Consider the following 26,022-nt stretch of genomic DNA (forward strand, 5'->3'; position numbering starts at 1 on the left):
ATACATATGAGTTTATTTTTAACATTATTTCAAGACACTCCAGCAACAGAAGTTTCAAAAGCTGTTGAACAAATAAATGGAGATATGGGAATGCTTTGGATGCTTATTGCAGGTATCTTAGTATTCTTAATGCAAGCAGGATTTACATTAGTAGAATCTGGAATGACAAGATCTAAGAATGCAGTTAACATTGCAATGAAAAATTTATTAGATATCTGTGTAGGTTCATTAACATTTTGGTTAGTTGGTTACTCTTTAATGTACGGAGACACCTCTAACGGATGGTTTTTCTGGAGTGGTTTATTTCAAGGTGAAGGAGCAGATTTATTCTTTCAAACAATGTTTGCCGCAACAACTGCAACAATAGTTTCTGGAGCAATTGCAGGTAGAACAAAATATACAACATACATTATTTTCTCTTTAGTTATGACTGCTGTAATCTACCCTATTTCTGGTGGTTGGCAATGGCAAGGTGAAGGCTGGTTAACAAAACTAGGTTTCATTGATTTTGCAGGGTCTTCAATTGTACACTCTGTAGGTGGATGGGCTGCTTTAGTTGCCGCATTTATGGTAGGTCCAAGAATTGGAAAATATGTAGACGGAAAAGTATTACCTATTCCTGGTCACAACCAAGTATTAGCAACTTTAGGGGTTTTTATCCTTTGGTTTGGATGGTTCGGTTTTAATGGTGGATCTCAACTAGCTTGGGGTGGAGCAGATTCTATTGCTGCATCAAACGTAGTTTTAATTACAAACTTATCTGCAGCTGCAGGTGGTCTTGGAGCATTAATTACTACATGGATCTGGTACGGAAAACCAAACTTAGGACAAACATTAAACGGAACATTAGCTGGTTTAGTAAGTATTACAGCTGGTTGTGGTAACATGACTGCAGGAGGAGCTGTTCTTGCTGGATTAATTGGAGGTATTATTGTAGTATTTGCAATTGAATTTATAGAAAAGAAATTAAAAATTGATGACGCTATTGGAGCTGCTTCTGTACACGGTGTTGCCGGTGCATGGGGTACTTTAGTTATTGGTCTTTGGGGTGTTGATGGAGACACAGCACTTGGGTTATTTAATGGTGGTGGAGCCGCTCAATTAGGAATTCAAGCAACAGGAGTTTTAGCCTATGCAGCATGGTCTGTTGGTTTATCTTTTATTGTTCTTGGAATCTTAAAAGCAACTATGGGACTACGTGTTACTAAAGAGGTAGAAATCGAAGGATTAGATATTTCAGAACACGGTTCTATTGCTTACCCTGGAGTAAGACAAAGAGAATTTGATGACAAATAAAATAGTAAAAAGAATTTAGCAGTTATTCTTTTATAAAAATCACATAACTTATTCAATTAAGTTATGTGATTTTAATACGAAAAAAAAACAATTAACAAAAAAAAACAATTAATTCTATCATGAAAAAAATTGAAGCAATTATTAGAAAGTCCAAATTTAGAGCAGTAAAAGATGCTTTGCTTGAAGTAGGTGTTAACTTCTTCTCTTACTGGGACGTTACCGGTTTAGGAAACGAAAAAGAAGGCCATGTTTACAGAGGGGTTAGCTACAGCACTAGCGACATACAAAGAAGACATTTAGCGATCGTTGTAAACGATGATTTTGAAGAAATCACCGTTAAAACAATTATAAAAGCAGCTTCTACAGGAGATGTAGGTGATGGTAAAATTTTTGTAAGCGACGTAAAAGAAGCATACAGAATAAGAACTGGAGAAAAAGGCGGACAAACTTTAAAATAAACTATCAGAAAATCTCATTATGGAATTATTAACAATAAACAACGTATGGATGATGATCTGTACAGCACTAGTTTTCTTTATGCATACAGGTTTTGCATTTTTAGAAATTGGTTTAACAAGACAAAAAAACACACTTAACATATTATTTAAAAATATATTTATTATTACTATCGGGTTATTACTATACGCTTTAGTTGGTTTTAACTTAATGTACCCTGGCTTTGCCGATGGATCTTCTGGAATCGTTGGTTTTGCAGGATTTGGATTATCATCTCCACTTACTGCAGAAGGCGCTTTAGACTTAACTTACAATTCTGGATACACGTACTGGACAGATTTCTTATTTCAAGGAATGTTTGCCGCTACCGCTGCAACCATAGTTTCTGGTGCAGTTGCAGAAAGAATGAAAATTCTTCCTTTTATGATCTTTGCTATTTTATATGTAGGATTCGTATACCCAATTGCAGGTTCTTGGAAATGGGGTGGTGGATTTTTAGACCAACTATCAACACCATTTTACGACTTTGCAGGCTCTACTTTAGTACACTCTGTTGGTGGGTGGGCCGCTGTTGTAGCTGTTTGTCTTTTAGGTGCAAGAATTGGAAAATTCAAAAACGGAGAAATACAAGCAATACCAGGTCACAACATACCTTTAGCAACTGCTGGAGTTTTAATTCTTTGGTTAGGATGGTTTGGTTTTAACGGTGGTTCTGTTTTATCTGCAGACCCAACATTAACTTCATTAACATTAGTAACTACCTGCCTATCTGCTGCTGCCGGAGGTGTTGTAGCTGCAATTGTTTCTACAATTATGTATAAAAACTTAGATTTAACAATGTTCTTAAATGGTATTTTAGGAGGACTAGTTGGTATTACTGCCGGAGCAGACCAAATGTCTCCTACAGACGCTATTTTAATCGGTGCAGTTGCCGGTGCAATGATTGTTTTTGCTGTTAGCTTAATTGACAAGTTAAAATTAGACGATCCGGTTGGTGCAATTGCCGTTCACTTAGTATGTGGTATTTGGGGTACTTTAGCTGTTGGGTTGTTTGGTAACCTTGCTGGAGTAGACCAATTTATTAGCCAACTAATAGGGGTTGTCTGTTATGCTGTTTTCTGTTTGGTAACTTCATTTATAATCATATTCACATTAAAGAAAACTATGGGAATACGTGTTAGCGAAAGAGAAGAAATAGAAGGCTTAGATGCTCATGAACATGGTATGGAAGCGTATCCAGACTTTCGTTTAAACGAACATTAAACACCTAAAAAACACAATATAAGAGTCTGTAAATTTAATTATTTACGGACTTTTAGTGTTTTTATGAATATGATAATAAAAATGCCCTACATTATCATAAGTAAACTTTTTATTGTGTTTTATTGTTTTCATCATAAAAATCATATTAAAACAGCAAGAATATTGAGTCCTTTTCAATAAAATACATAGATTTGTATATATAATTGAATACAATATGGAGAAACAAGGATTATACTTACCAGAGTTTGAACACGAAAATTGCGGTGCTGGTTTTATCTGTAATTTGAATGGAGAAAAGACGAATCAAATTATACATGATGCCCTAGAAATTCTAGTTAAACTAGAACATAGAGGTGGTGTTAGTGCAGATGGAAAAACAGGAGATGGAGCCGGAATATTAATAGATATTCCTCACGACTATTTTAAACGAGTTTGTGATTTTCCTATTCCAGAGCAAAGAGAATATGCTGTTGGAATGGTGTTCCTTCCTAAAGTTACCAATCAATATGATTATTGTAAAACTACGTTCGAAAATGAGATTAAAGAACAAGGACTAGCTATTTTAGGATGGAGAGAAGTTCCTGTAGACCCTTCTCAATTAGGAGAAATCGCCTTAGCCTCAGAACCAAATATTGAGCAATTATTTATAGGTAAAACTACAGATATTGACGAAGCTAGTTTTAAAGCTAAGTTATATGCTGCTCGTAAAATAGCAGAACATACTATCAGAAAATCTAAAATTTCTGAAAGTAAATATTTTTACATTCCAAGTTTATCTTTAACCACTATCATCTATAAAGGTATTATTATGCCAGAAGATATTGGACCTTATTATAAAGATTTACAAGAAATAGATTTAGTAACACGTTTGGCATTAGTACACCAACGTTTTTCTACCAACACAATGCCAACTTGGGAGTTAGCACAACCATTTAGACACATGTGTCAGAATGGAGAAATTAACACTTTACGTGGTAACGTAAGTAGAATGCGTGTTCGAGAAGAAATCATGAAAAGTGATGTTTTTGGACCGCAAATAGATAAATTATTTCCAATTATATTACCAGGAAAATCAGATTCTGCATCGATGGATATGGTTGTTGAGTTATTAACTCACACAGGCCGTTCTTTACCAGAAATTATGATGATGATGATTCCTGAAGCTTGGGAAAAACACAAAACCATGTCTAAAGAGCGTAAAGCTTTTTATGAATACAATGGGTGTATTATGGAACCTTGGGATGGTCCTGCATCTGTACCTTTTACAGATGGAGACATTATTGGTGCCTTATTAGATAGAAACGGATTAAGGCCTTCTAGATATACGGTTACTAAAAGCGGTAGTTTAATAATGTCTTCTGAAATTGGAGTGGTAGATGTTGCACCAGAAGACGTAAAAGAACATGGTAGATTAGAACCAGGAAAAATGTTCTTGGTAGACATGAACGAAGGTAGAATCATTCAGGATGAAGAAATAAAAAGTAAAATTGTTTCTGAAAGACCATACCAAGAATGGTTAGACAATACTCGTTTACACTTAAAGGACGTTCCTTATGATGGCGAAACTTGCCCTATAGAATCTATTGATGTAAAAACACGTCAACGTTTATTCAATTACACGTTCGAAGATATACAGGAAGTTATTACACCAATGGCAATTGTTGGTAAAGAAGCTTTAGGATCTATGGGAATAGATACCCCTTTAGCTGTTTTATCAGACAGACCTCAATTAATTTCTAACTACTTTAAACAATTATTCGCACAAGTTACAAACCCTCCTTTAGATGGTATTCGTGAAGAAATTGTAACTGATATTAGTTTAAATTTAGGAAAAGATAGAAACATTTTCAGCATTACAGACAGACAATGTAGAAAATTAAGAATTCAGAATCCAGTTATTTCTAATGCAGATTTAGAAAAAATTAGAAGCATAGATATAGAAAGCTTTAAAGCAGCAACAATACAAATATTATATCCAAAAGCACAAGGTTTAAATGGTCTTGAAGATGCTTTAGATAACATTATTATTCAGGTTGAAAAAGCATTAGAAGAAAAAAATAACATTATTATTCTTTCAGATAGAGGTGTTAACCAAGAGCTTGCTCCTATCCCAGCTTTATTAGCATGTTCTTTTGTAAATCATCAATTAAACCGTTTACGTAAGCGCTCTCATTTCGATATTATTATTGAATCTGCAGAACCACGTGAACCACATCATTTTGCTACTTTATTTGGTTATGGCGCAAGTGCCGTAAACCCATATATGGTAAACGAAATTATCAGAATGCAAGTTAAAGAAGGCTTCATTACTGGTATGGACGAGCAAAAAGCGGTTGATAATTTTAACAAAGCAATCGGAAAAGGAATTTTAAAAGTAATGAACAAAATAGGAATCTCTACTTTGCATTCTTATAGAGGTTCTCAAATTTTCGAAATCGTAGGATTCAATACTCCTTTTGTAGAAAAATACTTCCCATATACTGCTTCAAGAATAGAAGGTATTGGTTTGTATGAAATAGAAAAAGAAATAGATCAACGTTACAAACAAGCATATCCAGATAATCAAATTGATAAAAACTTAGGTTTAAATGTTGGTGGAGATTATAGATGGAGAAGAAATAGTGAACGTCACTTATTTAACCCAACAACGGTTGCAAAATTACAGCAAGCTGTAAGATTAAGTGATCAAGGAAGTTATGACGTTTACGCAAAAGCAATTAACGAACAGTCAGAAAGTTTAATGACCATTCGTGGTTTGTTTCAGTTCGATAACTTAGATCCAATTCCGTTAGAAGAAGTAGAACCTTGGACAGACATCGTAAAACGTTTTAAAACGGGAGCAATGTCTTACGGATCTATCTCTAGAGAAGCGCACGAAAACTTAGCTATTGCCATGAACAGAATTGGTGGTAAATCTAATTCTGGTGAAGGTGGTGAGGACAGAAAACGTTTTCAAAAAGATATCAATGGAGATAGTAGAAACTCTGCTATTAAGCAAGTAGCATCTGGTAGATTTGGGGTAACCTCTCATTATTTAACAAATGCAAAAGAGATTCAAATAAAAATGGCTCAAGGAGCTAAACCTGGTGAAGGTGGTCAATTACCTGGAGAAAAAGTATACCCTTGGATTGCTGCTGTACGTAATTCAACTCCTTTTGTAGGATTGATTTCTCCTCCTCCACATCACGATATTTACTCTATTGAAGATTTAGCACAATTAATCTACGATTTAAAAAATGCAAATCGCGAAGCTAGAATTAATGTAAAATTAGTTTCAGAAGTTGGTGTAGGTACCATTGCAGCAGGTGTTGCAAAAGCAAAAGCAGATGTTGTTTTAATATCTGGTTATGATGGTGGCACAGGAGCTTCTCCGCTTACCTCATTAAAACATGCTGGTTTACCTTGGGAACTTGGTTTAGCAGAAGCACAACAAACATTAGTTCTTAATGATTTAAGAAGTAGAATTGTTGTAGAATGTGATGGTCAGTTAAAAACGGGTAGAGATGTTGCTATCGCTGCATTATTAGGTGCTGAGGAATTCGGTTTTGCAACTGCTCCTTTAGTAGCTTCTGGTTGTATTATGATGCGTAAGTGTCACTTAAATACATGTCCGGTTGGTATTGCAACTCAAGATAAAGAGTTACGTAAAAACTTTAAAGGAACACCAGAACATGTAATTAACTTCTTCTTTTACATTGCAGAAGAATTAAGAACAATTATGGCACAACTTGGTTTTAGAACCTTAGCCGAAATGGTTGGTCAGACTCATAAAATTAACGCAAATCATGCTATTAAGCATTATAAAGCAAAAGGTTTAGATTTATCTAGCATTTTACACAGACCAACTTCTTATAGAAGTATGACTGTTAGAAATACAGAAAGTCAAGATCATAATTTAGAAAACGTTTTAGACTTTACTATCTTAAAAGACTCACATAGAGCTTTATATAGAAAAGAAAAAATGAACTTAGCATACCCAATTAAAAACACAAACAGAACTGTTGGAGCAATTGTTAGTAATGAAATCTCTAAAATTTACGGTCATTTAGGTTTACCTGAAGATACCTTAAACATCAACTTTACAGGTTCTGCAGGACAAAGTTTTGGAGCTTTTGGTGCACACGGATTAACATTTACAATAGAAGGGAATACAAACGATTATTTAGGAAAAGGTTTATCTGGAGCTAAATTAATTGTTAAGAAACCAGCAAAAGCAGACTTCTTAGCAGAAAACAATATCATTGTTGGTAATGTTTGTATGTTTGGTGCTGTAGCAGGACAAGCATACATTAACGGAATTGCAGGAGAACGTTTTGCAGTACGTAACTCTGGTGCAACTGCGGTTGTAGAAGGTGTTGGAGATCACTGTTGTGAATATATGACAGGTGGTAAAGTAGTTGTTCTTGGAAAAACAGGAAGAAACTTTGCTGCAGGTATGAGTGGTGGTATTGCATATGTATACGACCCAGAAAACAAATTTATAAACGGTCTTTGTAATACTGAAACTATAGAATTCGAAGAAATTTCTGAAGAAGTAGCAGCAGAATTAAAAGCAACGATAGAAAAACACGTTTTATATACAGATAGTCAAAAAGGTGCTGCCTTGTTAGCGGATTGGGATACAAGTTTAACAAACTTTGTAAAAGTGATGCCAACTGAATACAAAAAAGCATTAAAACGTATAGAAACAGAAGAACCAATGTTCGAAGAACTAACAATAGCATAATCTCATGGGAAAAATAACAGGATTTAAAGAATTTGAAAGACAAGATGAAACCTATACTTCTGTAAAAGATCGTGTAAAAAATTACAAAGAATTTACGGTTCCTCTTTCTGAAGAAGAAAAAAAGAATCAAGGTTCACGTTGTATGGATTGTGGTATTCCCTTCTGTCATAGTGGTTGTCCATTAGGAAATCTAATTCCAGATTTCAATCACATGGTACATCAAGGAGAATGGAAAAAAGCTTCGTGGATATTACATTCTACAAACAATTTTCCAGAATTTACAGGTCGCTTATGCCCTGCTCCGTGTGAACAAGCATGTGTATTAGGTATCATTGAAGACCCTATTTCTATTGAAGATATAGAAAAAAACATTGTAGAACGTGCCTTTAAAGAAGGTTGGATTAAACCTCAACCTCCAAAAAATAGAACAGGTAAAACAATTGCAGTTGTTGGCTCTGGACCAGCAGGATTGGCAACAGCACAACAATTAAACAGAGCTGGTCATACTGTTACTGTTTTTGAAAGAGATGATGAAGTTGGTGGTTTATTACGTTACGGAATTCCTAACTTTAAGTTAGAAAAAGGAATTATAGATAGAAGAGTTGCTATTTTAGAAGCAGAAGGAATTATCTTTAAAACGAACGTAAACGTAGGCGTTAACTATAAAGTAAAAGACCTAAAAGCTTTTGATAGTATAGTTTTATGTGGTGGATCTACAGAAAGACGTAGCTTACCAACACCAGGTATAGATGCCGATGGTGTTGTACAAGCAATGGATTTTTTAACACAACAAACAAAAGTTGTACTTGGTAAAGAAGTAAAAGACCAAGTATTAGCTACCGACAAAGACGTAATTGTAATTGGTGGTGGAGATACAGGTTCAGATTGTATTGGTACATCAAATAGACACGGAGCAAAATCTGTTGTTAACTTTGAAATTATGCCAAAACCTCCAGGACACCGTTCACCAACAACTCCTTGGCCTTTTTGGCCATTACAATTAAAAACATCTTCTTCTCATAAAGAAGGAGTAGAACGTAATTGGCTAATCAACACAAAGGAATTTGTAAAAGATGAAAACGGAAAATTAATTGCTTTAAAAACAGTTAATGTTGAGTGGAAAATGGTACCAGGAGAAAGACCTCAATTAATTGAAATTGCGGGTACAGAAAAAACTTGGCCATGTGATTTAGCTTTACTAGCTCTTGGTTTTACTGGACCAGAAAGCACTTTAGCAGACAAATTAGGTCTTAACAAAGATGCTCGCTCTAACTACAAAGCAGAATACGGAAAATATCAAACAAACGTAAAAAACATTTTTACTGCCGGAGATATGCGTCGTGGACAATCTTTAATTGTATGGGCAATATCAGAAGGTAGAGAAGCTGCAAGACAAGTAGATTTATTCTTAATGGGTAAAACAGAATTACCTACCAAAGATGCTTCTGGCGATTTAGTTGCTATGTAAGAATCTAAAAAATATATTTTATAAAAGGCATCAGTAATACTGATGCCTTTTTTGTGTTTATACAATCTATTTTTTCAGGGCGTGCCCATTTTTAAAGAACACTGTTTATTAACAATAAGATGTAGCAGAAAATGGTCAGGCAATCCATTACAAGTCCTCGCTCGTTCCTCACTGTGGGCTTTTCATTGCTATCCTTCACGCAAAAAGAGGACTCTTAAGAAGATTAAAAATTATCATTTTAGAATTTATCCTAAAAAAATTATACTTTTATAAGGTTTTCAACTTGCACCCTATTTACTATCTCTGTATAAATATCCTCTGAATTTTCAGGAACCTCTAAAGAAACAATTAATGAATATCTCATTTTTTCATTGAATCTATTCATTTTCTTAAGGTTTTTCCACCAACCAGAAGCTTGTGGACAAACCGCTACATACTCACAATTAGATGCATCTGCTGCTGTAAGTGTACAACTATTACTATGTACAGAACCTTTGAAAACATTATTTTTACCTAGATCCCAAGGTATATTTGTCTTTTTACTAAAATACCCATCAGGTAATCCTTTATTTTTATCTATACCCAATGCTTCTTTTATTTTATTTCTTGGCATATTATTTATACTGAGCATAAAATTATCTGGATCATCGTTAGCTGGCATTAAAGAAAATTTTAAAGCCGCAGATTGGTATGAATACTTCGTTGAATAGCCTTTTTCTCCTGGGTTAGGTTCGATAAAATACGATAGTGTAATCTTAATTTTAACTTCAGCTTCTGCCATTGATTGTAATGTTTCTTTAGGCCAAGGAAACTGATAAAAATGAACGTCTTTTGTTTTAATTGAACCATCTAAATCTTTAAAGTAAGGCTGAATTTCTTCTTCCGAAATAAAGGTCAAAAAATTAGTTTTACTCTCTTTAGCTTTTATCAAATCTGGAACTCCATAGCCATATGTTCTTAACATTAAAATCTTAGATTTTTGAGAGGAATCATAATTCAATTGAGATTTCATTTCATCAGTCCAAGATGCAGAATGAATCATTAAACCTCTTAATGTTTCTTCCCAAGCTTCATTATAAACATTTCTTAATTCAGCCATAAAATTAGATGCCAAAGCAGTTGCTGCACTAGTAGCATTAATAGTAGAAAACTCATTGAAACTAGTAACTTGTGGTGAAGTTGTTAATAATTCTAAATCCTCATCTCCATCAATATCTCCATTTTTTCTTATAATTAAATTACCTCCTTCGAATACAACATCTGGTTTTATTGGCCAGCTTGGTTCCCAAGCACTTGAAGTTCTACTAAATGGAGATAACTCGTTAACTTGAGCCAACATATCTAAATTTGGTAAAATTTTCTGTGTATAAGCCCCTACTGTTATAGCATTCCAAGATTGAGCTGGATTAAATATTTGAGAATTTAAATTACTTTCTGGATAATCTTTATACTCGTATTCTTTTTGAACATTTCCTGCACTGATCAAGAAAACTTTCTTATCCTCATTATCTTCCCCGAATACATTTCGATCTATAATGGCAGACCAAGCTGAAGGCTTTCCAAAATCAAAATCAACTTGACTACTTATTGCAAAACAAAAAATTCGTTTAAAACTAGGATTATTAATTATTGCTGTTTTTATAGCAAAATCGGTATAAAAAGGCAATCTAGAATCGTCTTTCCAACCATTTGGTGGAATGATTTTAACCGATTCTAACCGATGGTTAATCTCTTTATCTTCTAAGGATTCTAACAACATCTTTAAATCTCCATATACAGCAACTCCTGACATTTTCGTACCATGCCCTCGAGCTCCAATATCATTAACTCCCCAATTTATATTACATGTTAACTTATCGTTATCCGACAAAACGGGTGATATTAAGGGGTTTCCGTTATTCACACCAGAATCAATAACAGTTATATAGTTATTTGTATCAGTATTAAAACTCACTCTTTCAATTAAATCTTTAACCCATTCTTCACTTTCCTTCCAGCCAGAATCCAACCAATACGAATTCAACTCTTCTGATTTTCTAATTTCTGCAATAAAAGGGAAAGAATTAATCAACTCTTCTAATTCCTCTAAATTTACTTTTACACTAATGATACTTCTTTCAGGAAAAAAAAGAACATTATCATCAAATTGAATATCATTAACTAATAATATTGGTTTTATATGTTCTATTTGGTAATCATCAATGTTTTCCTCTATTGAAAACCAAAGTTCAACCCAACTTCTCACTTCTTTATTAGGGATAAAGTCAGGGTTCCCTACCCAGAAATCAAAGAAGGAAGATTTATAGAAACTATCAATTCTATTGATAAAATACTTTGAAGCAGGCTCTCCTTTCCTAGTGGATTGATTTAAATATTTATCAACTGTTTTAAGAAGGTTTTCTTTTTTGTCTTCAGGTAAAAAAACAGTAGCTGTTTGAATTTTACTCTTTGGATCGTATTTAACATTTAACAGCTCTCCTCCACTTGTTCTACTATTGAATGAATCCAAAGCAAGTGAACTTTTTTCTGCACTTGAAAAACTTATGTACTCTCCATTTCTAATTGGAAGGTCTTTATTTATTCTATTTTGAATATCAATATTATAATTTTCCCAAATAGAATTAATACCGTCCTTAAGATAGTTTCCTTGAATAACCCTATCTTTTTCAGGAACAGGATTACTAGTAGGAGGTATATTTATTGGAATACTAGAGTATCTTGATTTAGTGTGTATATTTTTTATAAATAGATGGGATTTTTTTTCTTTCATAACAATTAATACATGTTGTAAACCATTAGAGTGAACCGAAAAATCCGAAATGAATTCAAGAAAAGTAATTTATTTTTCAGAGGTCAGTATTTAAATTCATATCTTTAAAGTCAATAAATAGAGTATTATTATGAATATATTTAAAGGACAAAATCTTCTAGAGTTTGCTGATCGGTTTAAAACGGATGAAGATTGCAAGAAATACTTGGCAGATATTAAATGGAAAGATGGATTTCAATGTGTTAAATGTGGTCATAACAAGGCTCAAATAAGAAAAGATTTTTCACGTACATGTAATATTTGTTCTCATCAAGAATCATCTACCTCAAACACACTTTTTCACAAGGTAAAGTTTGGTGTTAGAAAAGCTTTTTTTATTGTTTTTGAAATGAGTACAAGTACTAAAAGCCTTTCTGCTAGTTATGTTGCAGTTCGTTTTAGCGTAACAGAAAAGACAGCCCGTTTATTTATGCTCAAAATTAGAGAAGCAATGGAAAGTAGTGGAAATAGTCCTATGACTGGTATTGTTCATGTAGATGAATTTGTTTTGGGTGGACGAGAAAAAGACAAAGTAGGAAGAAGTTATAATGCTAAGAAAAAGAAAGCTATAACTGCTGTTGAACTAACTCAAGATGGAAAAGTTAAAAGAATGTATGCCATGAGAATCGAAGATTTTTCAGCTAGTTCTTTGCAATATATTTTTGTGAATCATATCAGTCGAAAAGCTAAAGTGATAACCGACAAATGGAGAGGTTACAGGCCTATTGCTAAAGTTTATAATATTACTCAAATAGAAAGTAATGGTGGTATGAATTTTAAAGCACTTCATACAATGATTCATCAAGTGAAATCTTGGATAAGAACAACGTATTCTTGGGTTAGTGACTTTAATCTAAATAGATATTTTAATGAATTTTGTTTTAGAATTAATCGATCACAAAGTAAAGCAACAATATTCAATAACTTAATAACTAAAATGGTTGAAAAGGAGAAAGTAGAACATCACAAAATTATATGTAACTAACTACTGACCTCTATTATTTTTTATTAATAGCTTTAGTTGTTAGCTCTTGCGAAAAACTAAAAAATTGTGACGAATCTTTTAAAATAACCGATTCTATGTTACTTAACGCAAAAGCAAATAAAACGATTAGTTTTAAAGCAATTAAACTGAAAAACTTGCCTTGCGAACTTTTTGAATTAGATGAATTAGAAGAGTTGGATTTATTTAATACCGACTTAAAATCACTGACATCTGATATTGGAAATTTAGAAAACTTAAAACGACTAAATTTATCTTGGAATGAAATTAGCTCATTCCCAACGGAACTGTTTGAATTAAAAAAATTAGAAATTTTAACAATCTATGGTGCACCTAAAGAGGATTTAGAACTACCAAATATCAGTGGAATTGAAAAGTTAAACAAACTCAAAGAATTAGATTTAAGTAGCTATACTTTTAAAATTTTGCCATCGGAAATTATTGAAATAAAATCTCTTGAAAAACTGAATTTAAGTTCAGTAGGCTTGACTAAAATCCCAGATGAAATAGGAAATCTAATAAATTTAAAAAAGTTATCTATTCAAGTAAACCCAGAAATAGAAGAATTACCGAAATCAATGAGAAAATTGATAAATCTTAAAGAATTGTGGATATTTTAGCCCCCAATAAGTTCGGAGTGATATTTTAAATTTCAAAACTAATATATTTGAGATATGAAATACAAGAAATGGACTTTAGAACAGAAGTTAGAAATACTATCTGTTTCCGAAGAAATAGGTATCGTTGAGGCCTGCCGAAAATACAGCGTAAGTACTGGCACTTTCTATAGTTGGAAAAAGAAGTTTGAGCACAAAGGAGAAGCAGGTTTAAAAGTTACCTATGACACTAAAAGTAAAGAACTTAAAGCAGCTGAAGAAGAGAATCGAGTGTTACGAAAATTGCTGAGTGATAGAGAAATCGAGCTTGAAGTGCAACGTGAGCTTTTAAAAAAAAAGTTTGGGACGTCCGATCCAAGAAAGATCTAGTAGACACTATTTATAACAAACATAAAATCTCTAAGGCTAAGATTATAAAGATGGTTGGTATTGTATCGAGTAGCTATTATAGAGAACCTAGTGGCGGTAAAAAAGGAAATAAGCCATCTAAAGAGACTTTCCACAAGACTAAAGGTTTTGTATTACAAGACGCTGTAGTTGTGTCTATAAAAGAGATTTTAAAGCACGAGTTTATAGATTGTGGTTATCGATTAATGACCAGCTATTTAACTAGAGATGGTTACACTATCAATCATAAAAAGTTGTATAGAATTATGAAGGAAGAAGGCTTGTTGAAACTTGATAATAGGATAGATAGAAGTGGTTCTGGACGCAAGTTTGTAAAGTTTAGAAAGGTGCAAACTTCTAGACCTTTAGAATGCCTGGAGATGGATATAAAGATGGTTTGGATACCAAGTGTAGGAAAGAATGCTTATTTACTATCAGTTATTGACGTTCACACTCGAAGAATAGTAAAAGACTATTTTTCTTTTACTATTAAACAAAATCACGTTATAGCGCTACTTTCTGAGTTGTTTGAAAATTATGACTACCCTCAAAACGTGGTCATTAGAAGTGATAATGGAAGCCAGTTTATAGCAAAAAAAGTACGTGAATATTTAGGTCTCATTGGAGTGCAACAAGAATTTACACACGTAGCAACCCCAGAAGAGAATGCACATATAGAAGCCTATCATGGAATATTGAAAAAAGAAGTCTTTAATAGGTGGGACTACCAATATTTTGGAGAAATAGAGCAAATACTAAAACGCTTCGTGAAATTTTATAATAATAGAAGACTTCACGGCTTGTTAGGACGTATAACACCAATGGAAAAATGGAATGCAGATGAACATCTTATTAGAATGAAAAAGTTAACCGCTTAACCAATAATCGAAATTTAAAAGATTACTCTTGTTTTATAGGGGTCAAAACAGTGGATGTCGGGAACAGGAGTTTATCAATCAGATGTGAATGAATTATCAAAAGCGCTACCGAATTGTGAAATTCACTTTTCACCTAATTATGGAAAAGAATAACGGTTTACAACACCGTGTATAATTAATTGCTTGGTCACTGCCGACTTACGAACATTCCTGCGGAATATTCTATCTGTGATTTATTTGCTAAATTAGGTGCTTAACCACGCAACTAACCATACACAATCACGTTATCTCATATATTATTTATGTACTTTCCTGAAATAGGTTGACTAAAAATTAAACACTTAATTATAGTCACTTATGAAAACACAAAAAGAGCCCTGGCGAAAAAAAACGTATGAAAAAGCCACTTTAGAACTCAAATTATTCGTCGTTGACCAAATTCAGAATGGCCAGATCTCAACCAACTTCGCTTCTAAAAAATATGATGTTCCTAGAACTACTATTGGTTATTGGATAAAAAAATACAGTACTTTAGTGCAACAAAATACAGGTATGAGTAAAAACGATGAAATTAAAAAATTAAAGGAACGCATTGAAGAATTGGAGTTTGTAAAGGATTTTCAGCAAGACATTATTGCGGATATGGAAATCATTACTGGAGTGGATTTGTCAAAAAAGTCGTTGCCCAAAACATTAGCAAAAGAGATAGCACTAAAAAAGAAAAACCTTTTAAAATCAAGTGGTTCTATCAATGTTTTGGGATTAGTAAACAAGCCTACTATAAAAGACTTAAAGCATATAAAGAAAAGCAAATAAACCATCAGAAAATTATTGTAATGGTACAGGATTATCGCAAATTAGTTGGTATGAAAACTGGGGGAATTAAGCTGTATACAGAGCTAAAACAAGACTTTATTAACCAGAACATAAAAATAGGTAGAGACAAGTTTTATGATGTTTTAAGGCTACACAATTTACTAGTTCCTAAGCTTAAAAACTATGTAACAACTACAAATTCTAATCATCATTTTAGAAAATATAATAATCTAATTCTAAACCAAGTACCCTCAAGACCTGAACAGCTCTGGGTTAGCGACATAACTTACATCAAAACTGACAATGGACACAATTATTTAGCGATTGTCACAGACGCCTATTCTAAGCAAATTATGGGATACAAGCTTGATAATCATATGAAGACATCACTTTGTACAGATGCACTCGCTATGGCTATTAAAAATAGGAAATACCCGAATAAAAAACTAATTCATCATTCAGATAGAGGTTTTCAATACTGTAACCCTAAATACACAGCGTTTGCTGAAGAAAATGGAATAATTATGAGCATGACGGAACAATATGATCCGTATGAAAATGCAATTGCAGAAAGAATTAACCGAACTTTAAAATATGAATATGGGCTAAGAAATCTGATGAAAAATACAACTATTGCTCAAGAAACAGCAAAACAAGCCGTTTACATTTACAACAATTTAAGAACACATTTTAGCCTAGACTTAAGAAAACCAGCAGAAGTACATTTAAATCCAAACATCAAATACAAATCATATCGTAGAAATAATGTAAATTTGACGGAACTAACAATTTAGAATAAAACTAGTTCAAAATATTTTTTGCCTTCTAAACGGCTAAAAAAATAGTTTGAACGGTATAAATTAACCTAAAAAAGGTCAACCTATATCAGTATAATACATTATCCGATCAATTATGGTTTGAAGTAATAATTTTTGAGTAACTTTTTCTTTATCAGTTAATATTGTTTCTTTCAACGCATCATTACAAGCACTAGTAATTTCTGCATGACTTAATCCTATAGCTGTGCTTACAATTTTTTTTAATGAGAACTTAGCTAAATAATTGCCGAGTTTTATTTTAATTAGACTTTCTATTTCTTTTTCTTCAGGAACAGAATACGTAATAATATCATCAAATCTTCTAAAAAGAGCAGAATCCAAAATATTTATATTGTTTGTAGCTCCAATGATAAGGCTCTCCGAAGAATCTTGCTCTATAAACTGTAGAAAAGCATTCAAAACCCTCCTCATCTCACCTACTTCATTATCCCTTGCTCTCTCAGCTCCTATTGCATCAAATTCGTCAAATAAATAGACACCTCGATTAGAGCTCATCATATCAAAAATCAACCTCAATTTCGTAGCTGTTTCTCCCATATACTTGGTCATCAACTTATCCATCATTATGACATAAAGAGGCAACTTAAGTTCACCAGATAGAATTGAAGCTGTGAGAGTTTTACCAGTACCTGGCTTCCCTGACAATAAAATTTTTCTTCTATTCTCTAGTCCGTGTTTTTGAATTTTATCTCTTAACTTATATTCTTTTATTATTCTCTCTAATTTTCTTTTAATTTCATTAGAAATAACAAGTTCATTTAAACTATTCTCTGGGTAATAAGGAAGAACTAAATCTGAAATATCTTTATTAAGCCTTATAACTTTGAACCCTCCTGATCTAGATTTATCTACAAGAGATTTAATTTCTTTAGCTATAATAATATTACCTTTTCTAGCTTCATGTGCAGCTACTTGTAATGCCATAGAAGTAAATCTATCACCATCATTTTTGTAATGGGATTCTAGTAGTAATTTTATTTGCTCTGAAGTTGCCATAACCTAAAACTTACTTCTTTTAAAATTTAAATTCAGGTATAAATATACCTTTTTTTCACCAAGATACTCTTGAAAATATTTATTAATCTAGAAAATACCGACACAATTACCGACACAAAAAAATAAAGAAATCAAAAAAGCACTTCATAAATGAAGTGCTTTTCGCGGTCTGGACGGGACTCGAACCCGCGACCCCCTGCGTGACAGGCAGGTATTCTAACCAACTGAACTACCAGACCGTTGCTTTTAGCGGTTGCAAATATACAACGTATTTTTACATATACAAACTTATTTCTCTTGATAATTACTTATTTTTTACAAGTAATTTTTAAAAAACTCAAAATCTGTACTTTAACGGATCAACACAAAAAGTTGTGGAGTAAATTAAAAAGCATGAACTTTGCTTTCTAATAAACCTCTATTTTGGATACTTCAATTGAACTAACAAAACTATTATTACCAGAAATTCTTGTTGACTATTTTAAACTAACTAAGCACGAAGTTAAAAATGGAGAACTTCATTTCCATTTCACAGAATTAAATACGATTCCTGAAGAATTCAAAGCACTTAAATTAAATTCTAAAGGTTTCTTTCCTGAAGCTACTGTTCAAGATTTCCCAATTCGAGGTAAAAACGTTTTCTACACGTTATTAGACGACGTTGGGTTGAAGAAAATTCTAAAAAAGTAATTACTAGAGATTGGCAATTAGTAGCAAAAGGTACTAGAATAACTAGTGAATTTGCTGCTTTTTTAAAAGATATCAGTCAGTAATAACGCAACTAGCACTAGTACTGTAGCTAATTTCTACGGAGTAAATCCCAGAAGTTTACAAAGACAGTATAAGGATTATTTAAGTGATTTTAAAGCATGGGATCAAAAGAAGCACGCAACAGACTGGTTATTGTTTGCAAAGAATTTAGAGACTCACTTATCACTTGATGAAACTGCCTTTTCCAACGGTGATTTATATACCATAATAACAAATAAATTAGCTACAGGAAAGAAAGGCGCAATAGTAGCCATGATCAAAGGAACTAAAGCTGAAGTTGTCATAAAAATACTTCATAAAATTCCTTTAAAACATAGGAAGAAAGTCAGGGAAGTAACCTTGGATATGGCGGGAAATATGGGGCTTATAGTCAAGAAATCCTTTCCAAACGCTGCCTTAGTAATAGATCGTTTTCACGTGCAAAAATTAGCATTAGATGCACTGCAAGAAATAAGAATTAAACATAGATGGGAAGCGATTGATACTGAGAATGATGCCATTGAAAACGCCAGAAGTAAATCTTTAAAATACACCCAAAAACTATTACCTAATGGAGATACACTCAAACAACTATTAGCTAGAAGCAGATATCTATTATATAAATCAAGTAGTAAATGGACTAAAAATCAATCTATAAGAGCAGAAATACTGTTTGAAAAATATCCTGATATAGAGAAAGCATACAAGTTATGTCAAAATCTATCTTGGATATTCAATAACACTACAGACAAAACATCAGCACTTATAAGACTTGCTAAATGGGATGAAAAAGTAAGACAGGCACACTTTAGAAGCTTCAACACTATAGCTAGAACGATGTCGATACATTATAAAAACATCTTAAACTATTTTGATAATCGAAGTACGAATGCATCAGCAGAATCATTCAATGCTAAAATTTAAAGCCTTTAGAGTACAGTTTAGAGGCGTCAGAAATGTGGATTTTTTCTTATATAGACTTACTACTATTTTTGCGTAATTCTTAAATCCCACAACTTTTTGACTTGATCCAAAACATCAGCACTTATAAGACTTGCTAAATGGGATGAAAAAGTAAGACAGGCACACTTTAAAAGCTTCAACACTATAGCTAGAACGATGTCGATACATTATAAAAACATCTTAAACTATTTTGATAATCGAAGTACGAATGCATCAGCAGAATCATTCAATGCTAAAATTAAAGCCTTTAGAGCACAGTTTAGAGGCGTCAGAAATGTGGATTTTTTCTTATATAGACTTACTACTATTTTTGCGTAATTCTTAAATCCCACAACTTTTTGACTTGATCCAAATTATTTTTAAACCTTAAATATAGAATGTTTATAAACGAAAAAAGCACCTCATAAATGAAGTGCTTTTCGCGGTCTGGACGGGACTCGAACCCGCGACCCCCTGCGTGACAGGCAGGTATTCTAACCAACTGAACTACCAGACCGTTGCTTTTAGCGGTTGCAAATATACAACGTATTTTTAGATACACAACAAAAAAATAAGAAAAATTATTTATTTTTTTTTCGGCTAATTAAATAAGCAGTTAAAACGGCATTATACCCTTTATGAATATCAACAGGTACATAATCAATTTTATATTGTAAACATTTATTTTTCAACTCATTAAAATAAACCTCAACTAATTCTTTATACTTTTCTCTAACGTTTTCGGCATACACATTAATCTCCTCCCCTGTTTCTACATCCATAAATTTCTTAGGAACATTATCAAAATTGAAGTTGTATTCTGTTTCCCCATCATATGTATGAAACAAAATAACCTCATGTTTATTAAATTTAAGGTGCTTTAAGGCCTCAAAAAGCGCTTCATTATCTTTATTAGGCTGAAACATATCTGTAAAAACAAAAATTAAAGAGCGCCTGTGCATCTTCTCTGCAATTTCGTGTAAATACTTATAGGTTTCCGTTGCAGCTTTAGAATCTGAAACTAACAATTGCTCTAATTGATGCAATAACATCTTTCTATGGCGCTCACTTCCTTTTTCTGGCGCATAGTACTCATAGGTATCAGCATAAATACTTAAACCAACAGCATCTCTTTGTCTTTTTAAGATTTCCATTAAAGACGCAGCGGCTATTGCAGAAAAACCAACTTTATTTAAAGTGTCTATGGTTTGCTTTTTTACAATAGGATAATGCATCGATGCAGAATTATCTATAATAATATGGCAGCGTAAATTGGTTTCTTCTTCGTACTTTTTGGTATATAATTTCTCTGTTTTAGCAAATAATTTCCAATCTATATGTCGTGTACTTTCACCTTTATTGTACAATTTATGCTCAGAAAACTCCACAGAAAACCCATGAAACGGACTTTTATGAATTCCGGTTACAAAACCTTCTACTACTTGCTTTGCCAACAAGTCTAGGTTTTTAATTTCTGACGATTTTACTTCAGATAAATTCATATTACTTTTTTAAGATTTTGAGATCTTCTTAGAGTATCTGTTATCTATAATAGCTTTTACTAATAAAGAACAAATTGTCTAAATACAATTAATAACCAAACACCTAAAATAAAAAAAGGTTTGACGTTAGCCAAACCTTTATCTTATTAAAAAAATGAATACTACTTATTATATAGCAGCATCAATTTTACCTGTATATACATTTTTAGGCGCAACACCTACTTGCTTATCTACAACCTCTCCGTTTTTAAAGATTAAAACAGTTGGTATATTACGTACTCCGTATTTTGCTGCAAATTCTTGGTTAGCATCAACATCAACTTTACCTACAATAGCTTTCCCTTCGTACTCAGCATGAATTTCATCAACAATTGGCCCTACCATTCTACATGGTCCACACCAAGCTGCCCAAAAATCTACTAATACTGGTTTATCAGATTTTAATACTAATTCGTCAAAGTTTGCGTCTGTTATTTCTAATGCCATTTTTATATTTTTAAATTATTATTTCTGTTTTGAGTTACAAAAGTAATCATTTTATTTACTTTCTTGTTTTCAAAAAAATTACTTTTTCTTATTTGTCTATAAATAGTACTTATCTTAAAAATAAAGAATTCATTAAAAAAGCGACTAATACATTCCTTTTTTTTAATGAATTCTTATTTTGATATTTCCCTTTTTATAAGAAAAATAATTTTTTATTTTTAAAATAATTCAGAAGCAATTGTCTGAATATTATCGCTTTTACCCATAGAATAATAGTGTAAAACAGGTACTCCTGCTGCTAATAATTCTTTAGATTGTTGTATTGCAAACTCAATACCAACCTGTCTTACCGCTTTATTATCCTTACAACCATCCACTGCATCTATTAAATCTTGTGGTAAATCTATTTTAAAAACTTGTGGTAAAACTTGTAAATGCCTTTTAACCGCTAAAGGTTTAATACCCGGAATAATAGGAACGTTGATTCCCATTTCTCTCGCTGCTTTTACAAACTCGAAATATTTGTTATTATCAAAAAACATTTGCGTTACCACATAATCTGCACCTGCATCTACTTTTTGTTTTAAACGCCTTAAATCTGATATTAAAGAAGGCGCTTCCATGTGTTTTTCTGGATACCCAGCAACACCAATACAAAAATCAGAATAATGCTCTACAAGCACATCATCATGTAAATATTGCCCTCTATTTAAGTTTGCTATTTGATCTACCAATTCGGTTGCAAAAGCATTACCACCTTTAACAGGTTTAAAATACGGCTCATCTTTCATAGAATCTCCACGTAAGGCCATTACATTATCCAATCCTAAATAATGACAATCTACCAAAACATACTCTGTTTCTTCTTTGGTAAAACCACCACACAATAAATGCGGAATAGCATCCACCTGATATTTATGCATAATAGAAGCACAAATACCTACAGTACCAGGACGCATTCTTGTAATTCTCTTATCTAAAAGTCCGTTTCCTTTGTCTAAATAAACATACTCTTCTCTCGACGTGGTTACATCTATAAAAGGTGGTTTAAATTCCATTAAAGGATCTATATTGTTATATAAATCTTGAATATTTTTTCCTTTTTGAGGTGGTATTACTTCAAAAGAAAATAATGTTTTACCATTTGCATTTTTAATGTGATCTGTAACTTTCATTAGCCTCCCTTTATCCCTCTAAAAGAGGGAAACTGTTACGGGTTATTTTTTGTTATTATTATATTTTATATTTTTAGGGCATTACCACAAGGGTCGTGCTTTTCGCTATATCTTTTTATGTATTACTAAAAAAAGTAATACATAAAAAGGATGCCGCTGCAATCACTAATGCGCCACTCTATGTTCTATTTTACCTCAGCAAGCTTAAGATACACTTTCTAGCAGTTTTTTTACCATTTCAAAATCCTCTTGATATTCCCAATAAATCCATCTTCCATCTACATAATCTGTTAAGATATATTTTTCGCTTAAAGATTTAATTCGTGACGTTGCTATTAATTTCTTCCCAAATTTTTCTGCAATTACATGAGTCATTATCTCTTTGTTATTTTTATCATAACCATGAGAAATAACATAACTGCCTAAATGTAATTCTATAAAACTCATATTTTATTTTTTGTAAAACCTTATTAGGACTTATAATTATTCTTCAGCTAAAATAGGATGCAACCATTTTCTAGCCTTCTCTTTTGTAATTCCTTTTCTTGTAGAGTAATCTGTAACTTGATCATCTGTAATTTTACCTAAACCAAAATACTTCGATTCTTTATTAGCAAAATAATATCCAGAGACAGCAGCAGCTGGCCACATTGCCATACTTTCAGTTAACTGCACTCCTATTTGATTTTCAACATCTAGCAACTCCCAAATCGTTTCTTTTTCTAAATGATCTGGACACGCAGGATATCCTGGTGCAGGACGAATACCAGTATAACTCTCCTTTATTAAATCGTCGTTTGTTAAACCTTCATCCGTAGAAGAACCCCAATGTTTTGTTCTTACTTGTTTGTGTAAGTATTCTGCCATGGCTTCTGCAAAACGATCTGCAATTGCTTGTGCCATAATTGCATTGTAATCATCCTCTTTTTCTCTATAGCTCTCTGCTAATTCTTGTGCTCCAAAAATACCCACACAAAAGGCACCCATATAATCTGTTCTATTGGTTTCTTTTGGTGCAATAAAATCTGCTAAAGCATGGTTCGGAATTCCTTCTCTTTTCTTTAATTGTTGACGTAAGGTTCTAAAAACAGCAATTTCCTCTCCTTTTTTCTGAATAGAAATATCATCATCATTTATAGAGTTTGCTTCAAACAAACCAAAAATTGCTTTTGGTTTCAATAATTGTTTAGCAATAATTTCTTTAATCATTTCTTGGGCTTCAGTATACATAATGGTAGCCTGTTCGCCAACAACTTTATCTGTTAAAATATCTGGGAATTTACCATGCAAATCCCAACTTCTAAAAAACGGACTCCAATCTATAAATGGCAATAACTCTTTTAAACTTAGTTGTTTTAAAACCTGGATCCCTAATTCTCTAGGTTTTACAATTTCTGAAGTTTCCCAATCAATTTTATATTTTCTCTTACGTGCTTCTGTTATAGAAATATAAGATTTTTCTTTACCTCGTTTTAAAAACTTGGTTCTAAACTCATCATAATCTTTCTTTAACTTCGCAGTATATAAATGGCTCGATTTCTTATTTAACAAATCTCCCACTACCGTTACTGCTCTAGAAGCATCATTTACATGCACAACTGCATTGCTATATTGTGTATCTATCTTAACAGCAGTGTGCGCTTTAGAGGTTGTTGCACCTCCAATTAACAACGGTAAAACAAAGTTTTGACGCTGCATTTCTTTTGCTAAATACACCATTTCATCTAACGAAGGCGTAATTAAACCAGACAAACCAATAGCATCAACACGTTCGCTAATGGCCATTTCTATAATTTTTTCTGGCGGTACCATTACTCCTAAATCTACAATTTCGTAGTTATTACACGCCAAAACAACACTTACAATATTTTTACCAATATCATGCACATCACCTTTTACAGTGGCCATTAATATTTTACCAACCGGCTCTTGCTTGTCTCCTTTTTCTGCTTCTATAAACGGGTTTAAATATCCAACGGCTTTTTTCATTACACGGGCAGATTTTACTACTTGCGGCAAAAACATTTTTCCTGCTCCAAATAAATCTCCAACCACATTCATACCAACCATTAAATTACCTTCAATAACATCAATTGGTTTTTCTGCTGCTTGTCTTGCAGTTTCTATATCTTCAATAATAAAGGCATCTATTCCTTTTACCAAAGCATGTGTAATTCTATCTTGTATTGAGCCTTCTCTCCAAGTTAAATCAACTGTTTTTTCAGTTTTAGAACCTTTTACACTATCTGCAAAATCTAACAAACGCTCTGTTGCATCTTCTCTTCTATCTAGAATTACATCTTCTACACGTTCTAATAAATCTTTAGGAATATTATCATACACTTCTAAAAGCGCAGGATTTACAATTCCTATATTCATACCTGCCTGAATAGCATAATACAAGAAAACTGAATGCATTGCTTCTCTTACCCCATCATTTCCTCTAAAAGAAAAAGACACGTTACTTACACCTCCACTTACACTTGCATTGGTTAAATTTTCTCTTACCCAACGTGTAGCTTCAATAAAATCGATAGCATTTCTTCTGTGTTCATCCATCCCTGTAGCAACAGGAAATATATTTAAATCGAAAATAATATCCTCACTAGGAAAACCAACTTCATCTACTAAAATATCATACGATTTTTTAGCAATTTCTATTCTACGATCATAATTATCTGCTTGTCCTTCTGCATCAAAAGCCATAACAATTACAGCTGCACCGTAACGTTTAATTTGTTTTGCTTCCCAGATAAACTTTTCTTTTCCTTCTTTAAGTGAAATTGAATTTACAACACACTTACCTTGTACAACCTGTAAACCAGCTTCTATGATTTCCCACTTAGAGCTATCAATCATAATTGGCACTCTACAAATATCTGGTTCGGCAGCAATTAAATTTAAAAAACGAACCATTGACTGTTTTCCGTCAATTAAACCATCATCAAAATTAATATCGATAATTTGCGCACCACCATCTACTTGATGCCTTGCAATATCCAACGCTTCATCAAATTGTTCGTTTTTAATCAATCTTAAAAACTTACGAGAACCTGCTACGTTTGTACGTTCTCCTACGTTTATAAAATTGCTATTTTCGTTTAGAACTAAAGGCTCTAAACCAGACAATTTCATGTATCTCCTTTGGTTATTGGTTGTTTGTTTTTTGTTATTGGTCTCACTCATACTTACATTTTTTTATAATAATTAATAAAACCATTTAAGAGTTTTTTACTTGAAATTAGTTTTTCTAAGGTACTTTTTAGTTCTTCTTCTGAAATATATTCTAAATCAAAAGACAAATACAATTGTGTTTCAACTTCTTGCAAAGAACCTTTGGCTATATATAAAAAATGTATTGTTTCTTTATTTGATTGCCTCCCAATTCCTTCTGCAATATTTGAAGGTACAGAAACAACGCATCTTCTTATTTGATTAGTTAACCCATAAATTTCCTCTTTAGGAAAAGATTTAGTTAATAGATATACAATCTTAACCAATCCTCTTGAATATTTCCAAACCTCTAATTCTGTATAATTCATAATTTAGTTATTTGTTTTAATTTATGGTTATTAGAATTTCTCTTTAGATGTAAACAATCAACCAAAAACCA

20 protein-coding genes, 2 tRNA genes and 2 pseudogenes are annotated in these 26,022 nt (G+C 32.6%); 14 read left to right on the top strand and 10 right to left on the bottom strand.

The genetic code is table 11. From position 1 onward, the window contains the following. Positions 1–6 precede the first annotated feature (6 nt). From GQR92_RS08505 to GQR92_RS08525, 5 genes are all read left to right on the top strand, one after another. Positions 7–1,296, top strand: a complete 1,290-nt coding sequence (locus GQR92_RS08505; protein WP_158838753.1) for an ammonium transporter — start codon at positions 7–9, stop codon at positions 1,294–1,296. 119 nt (positions 1,297–1,415) lie between these two features. Then, entirely contained in the window at positions 1,416–1,754 is a 339-nt protein-coding gene (locus GQR92_RS08510; protein WP_158838754.1) for a P-II family nitrogen regulator, read from the top strand. A gap of 19 nt (positions 1,755–1,773) precedes the next feature. After that, positions 1,774–3,015, top strand: a complete 1,242-nt coding sequence (locus GQR92_RS08515; RefSeq protein ID WP_158838756.1) for an ammonium transporter — start codon at positions 1,774–1,776, stop codon at positions 3,013–3,015. A 214-nt stretch (positions 3,016–3,229) separates the two neighbouring features. Then, positions 3,230–7,741 (top strand): glutamate synthase large subunit, encoded by a 4,512-nt coding sequence (gltB, locus tag GQR92_RS08520; RefSeq protein ID WP_158838758.1) that lies wholly within the window; start codon positions 3,230–3,232, stop codon positions 7,739–7,741. Between the two features lie 4 nt (positions 7,742–7,745). After that, positions 7,746–9,209: a glutamate synthase subunit beta gene (locus GQR92_RS08525; RefSeq protein ID WP_158838760.1), complete on the top strand. Its 1,464-nt coding sequence runs from the start codon at positions 7,746–7,748 to the stop codon at positions 9,207–9,209. A gap of 259 nt (positions 9,210–9,468) precedes the next feature. Here the strand turns inward: GQR92_RS08525 and GQR92_RS08530 are convergent, their stop codons facing one another. Further along, a complete protein-coding gene (locus tag GQR92_RS08530) occupies positions 9,469–11,718 on the bottom strand; it encodes a S8 family peptidase (RefSeq protein ID WP_158838762.1) in 2,250 nt (749 codons plus the stop codon). A gap of 391 nt (positions 11,719–12,109) precedes the next feature. Between GQR92_RS08530 and GQR92_RS08535 the strand changes: the two genes are divergently transcribed. From GQR92_RS08535 to GQR92_RS08560, 6 genes are all read left to right on the top strand, one after another. After that, the gene (locus GQR92_RS08535) at positions 12,110–13,003 is read left to right on the top strand and encodes an IS1595 family transposase (protein WP_158838075.1); all 894 of its coding nucleotides are present in this window, start codon (positions 12,110–12,112) and stop codon (positions 13,001–13,003) included. Between the two features lie 95 nt (positions 13,004–13,098). Then, complete coding sequence (locus GQR92_RS08540) at positions 13,099–13,641, top strand: leucine-rich repeat domain-containing protein (RefSeq protein ID WP_158838763.1); 543 nt, start codon at positions 13,099–13,101, stop codon at positions 13,639–13,641. 54 nt (positions 13,642–13,695) lie between these two features. Continuing rightward, on the top strand, positions 13,696–14,007 hold the full coding sequence (locus GQR92_RS08545) for a transposase (RefSeq protein ID WP_158838313.1): 312 nt from the start codon (positions 13,696–13,698) through the stop codon (positions 14,005–14,007). 44 nt (positions 14,008–14,051) lie between these two features. Continuing rightward, positions 14,052–14,903 (top strand): IS3 family transposase, encoded by an 852-nt coding sequence (locus tag GQR92_RS08550; protein WP_302849606.1) that lies wholly within the window; start codon positions 14,052–14,054, stop codon positions 14,901–14,903. Between the two features lie 357 nt (positions 14,904–15,260). After that, positions 15,261–15,719, top strand: coding sequence for a helix-turn-helix domain-containing protein (locus tag GQR92_RS08555; RefSeq protein WP_158838765.1), 459 nt, complete (start codon positions 15,261–15,263; stop codon positions 15,717–15,719). Continuing rightward, the gene (locus tag GQR92_RS08560) at positions 15,665–16,513 is read left to right on the top strand and encodes an IS3 family transposase (RefSeq protein WP_233270100.1); all 849 of its coding nucleotides are present in this window, start codon (positions 15,665–15,667) and stop codon (positions 16,511–16,513) included. The genes GQR92_RS08555 and GQR92_RS08560 overlap by 55 nt, the downstream gene beginning before the upstream one ends. A gap of 81 nt (positions 16,514–16,594) precedes the next feature. On the opposite strand, the gene GQR92_RS08565 is transcribed toward GQR92_RS08560, so the two are convergent. Then, positions 16,595–17,554: an AAA family ATPase gene (locus GQR92_RS08565; RefSeq protein ID WP_158838767.1), complete on the bottom strand. Its 960-nt coding sequence runs from the start codon at positions 17,552–17,554 to the stop codon at positions 16,595–16,597. Between the two features lie 165 nt (positions 17,555–17,719). Then, positions 17,720–17,793, bottom strand: a tRNA-Asp gene (locus tag GQR92_RS08570). Between the two features lie 184 nt (positions 17,794–17,977). On the opposite strand from GQR92_RS08570, the pseudogene GQR92_RS08575 reads away from it, so the two are divergent. The 3 genes and pseudogenes from GQR92_RS08575 to GQR92_RS08585 form a co-directional block, all read left to right on the top strand. After that, a pseudogene (locus GQR92_RS08575) lies at positions 17,978–18,327 on the top strand (ISAon1 family transposase N-terminal region protein). Beyond that, positions 18,314–19,228: an ISAon1 family transposase gene (locus GQR92_RS08580; RefSeq protein ID WP_441339142.1), complete on the top strand. Its 915-nt coding sequence runs from the start codon at positions 18,314–18,316 to the stop codon at positions 19,226–19,228. The pseudogene GQR92_RS08575 and the gene GQR92_RS08580 overlap by 14 nt, the downstream one beginning before the upstream one ends. A gap of 120 nt (positions 19,229–19,348) precedes the next feature. Next, a pseudogene (locus tag GQR92_RS08585) lies at positions 19,349–19,585 on the top strand (transposase); the annotation flags it as partial. A gap of 104 nt (positions 19,586–19,689) precedes the next feature. Here GQR92_RS08585 and GQR92_RS08590 read toward each other — a convergent pair. The 7 genes from GQR92_RS08590 to GQR92_RS08620 all read right to left on the bottom strand — a co-directional run bounded on the left by GQR92_RS08590 (position 19,690) and on the right by GQR92_RS08620 (position 25,951). Next, positions 19,690–19,763, bottom strand: a tRNA-Asp gene (locus GQR92_RS08590). 64 nt (positions 19,764–19,827) lie between these two features. Then, positions 19,828–20,748, bottom strand: coding sequence for a DUF58 domain-containing protein (locus GQR92_RS08595; RefSeq protein ID WP_158838769.1), 921 nt, complete (start codon positions 20,746–20,748; stop codon positions 19,828–19,830). A 168-nt stretch (positions 20,749–20,916) separates the two neighbouring features. After that, positions 20,917–21,234: a thioredoxin gene (gene trxA / locus GQR92_RS08600; protein ID WP_036823499.1), complete on the bottom strand. Its 318-nt coding sequence runs from the start codon at positions 21,232–21,234 to the stop codon at positions 20,917–20,919. Positions 21,235–21,452: 218 nt separating this feature from the next. Beyond that, positions 21,453–22,409 carry a methylenetetrahydrofolate reductase [NAD(P)H] gene (metF, locus tag GQR92_RS08605; protein ID WP_158838771.1) on the bottom strand — a complete coding sequence of 319 codons (957 nt, stop codon included), beginning with the start codon at positions 22,407–22,409 and terminating at the stop codon, positions 21,453–21,455. Positions 22,410–22,613: 204 nt separating this feature from the next. Next, entirely contained in the window at positions 22,614–22,856 is a 243-nt protein-coding gene (locus tag GQR92_RS08610; protein ID WP_158838773.1) for a hypothetical protein, read from the bottom strand. Between the two features lie 36 nt (positions 22,857–22,892). Beyond that, positions 22,893–25,595 carry a methionine synthase gene (metH, locus tag GQR92_RS08615; RefSeq protein WP_158838775.1) on the bottom strand — a complete coding sequence of 901 codons (2,703 nt, stop codon included), beginning with the start codon at positions 25,593–25,595 and terminating at the stop codon, positions 22,893–22,895. Between the two features lie 2 nt (positions 25,596–25,597). After that, a complete protein-coding gene (locus tag GQR92_RS08620; protein WP_158838777.1) occupies positions 25,598–25,951 on the bottom strand; it encodes a four helix bundle protein in 354 nt (117 codons plus the stop codon). Between the last annotated feature and the right edge of the window lie 71 nt (positions 25,952–26,022).

The organism is Polaribacter sp. L3A8 (assembly GCF_009796785.1).
Taxonomy (GTDB): domain Bacteria; phylum Bacteroidota; class Bacteroidia; order Flavobacteriales; family Flavobacteriaceae; genus Polaribacter.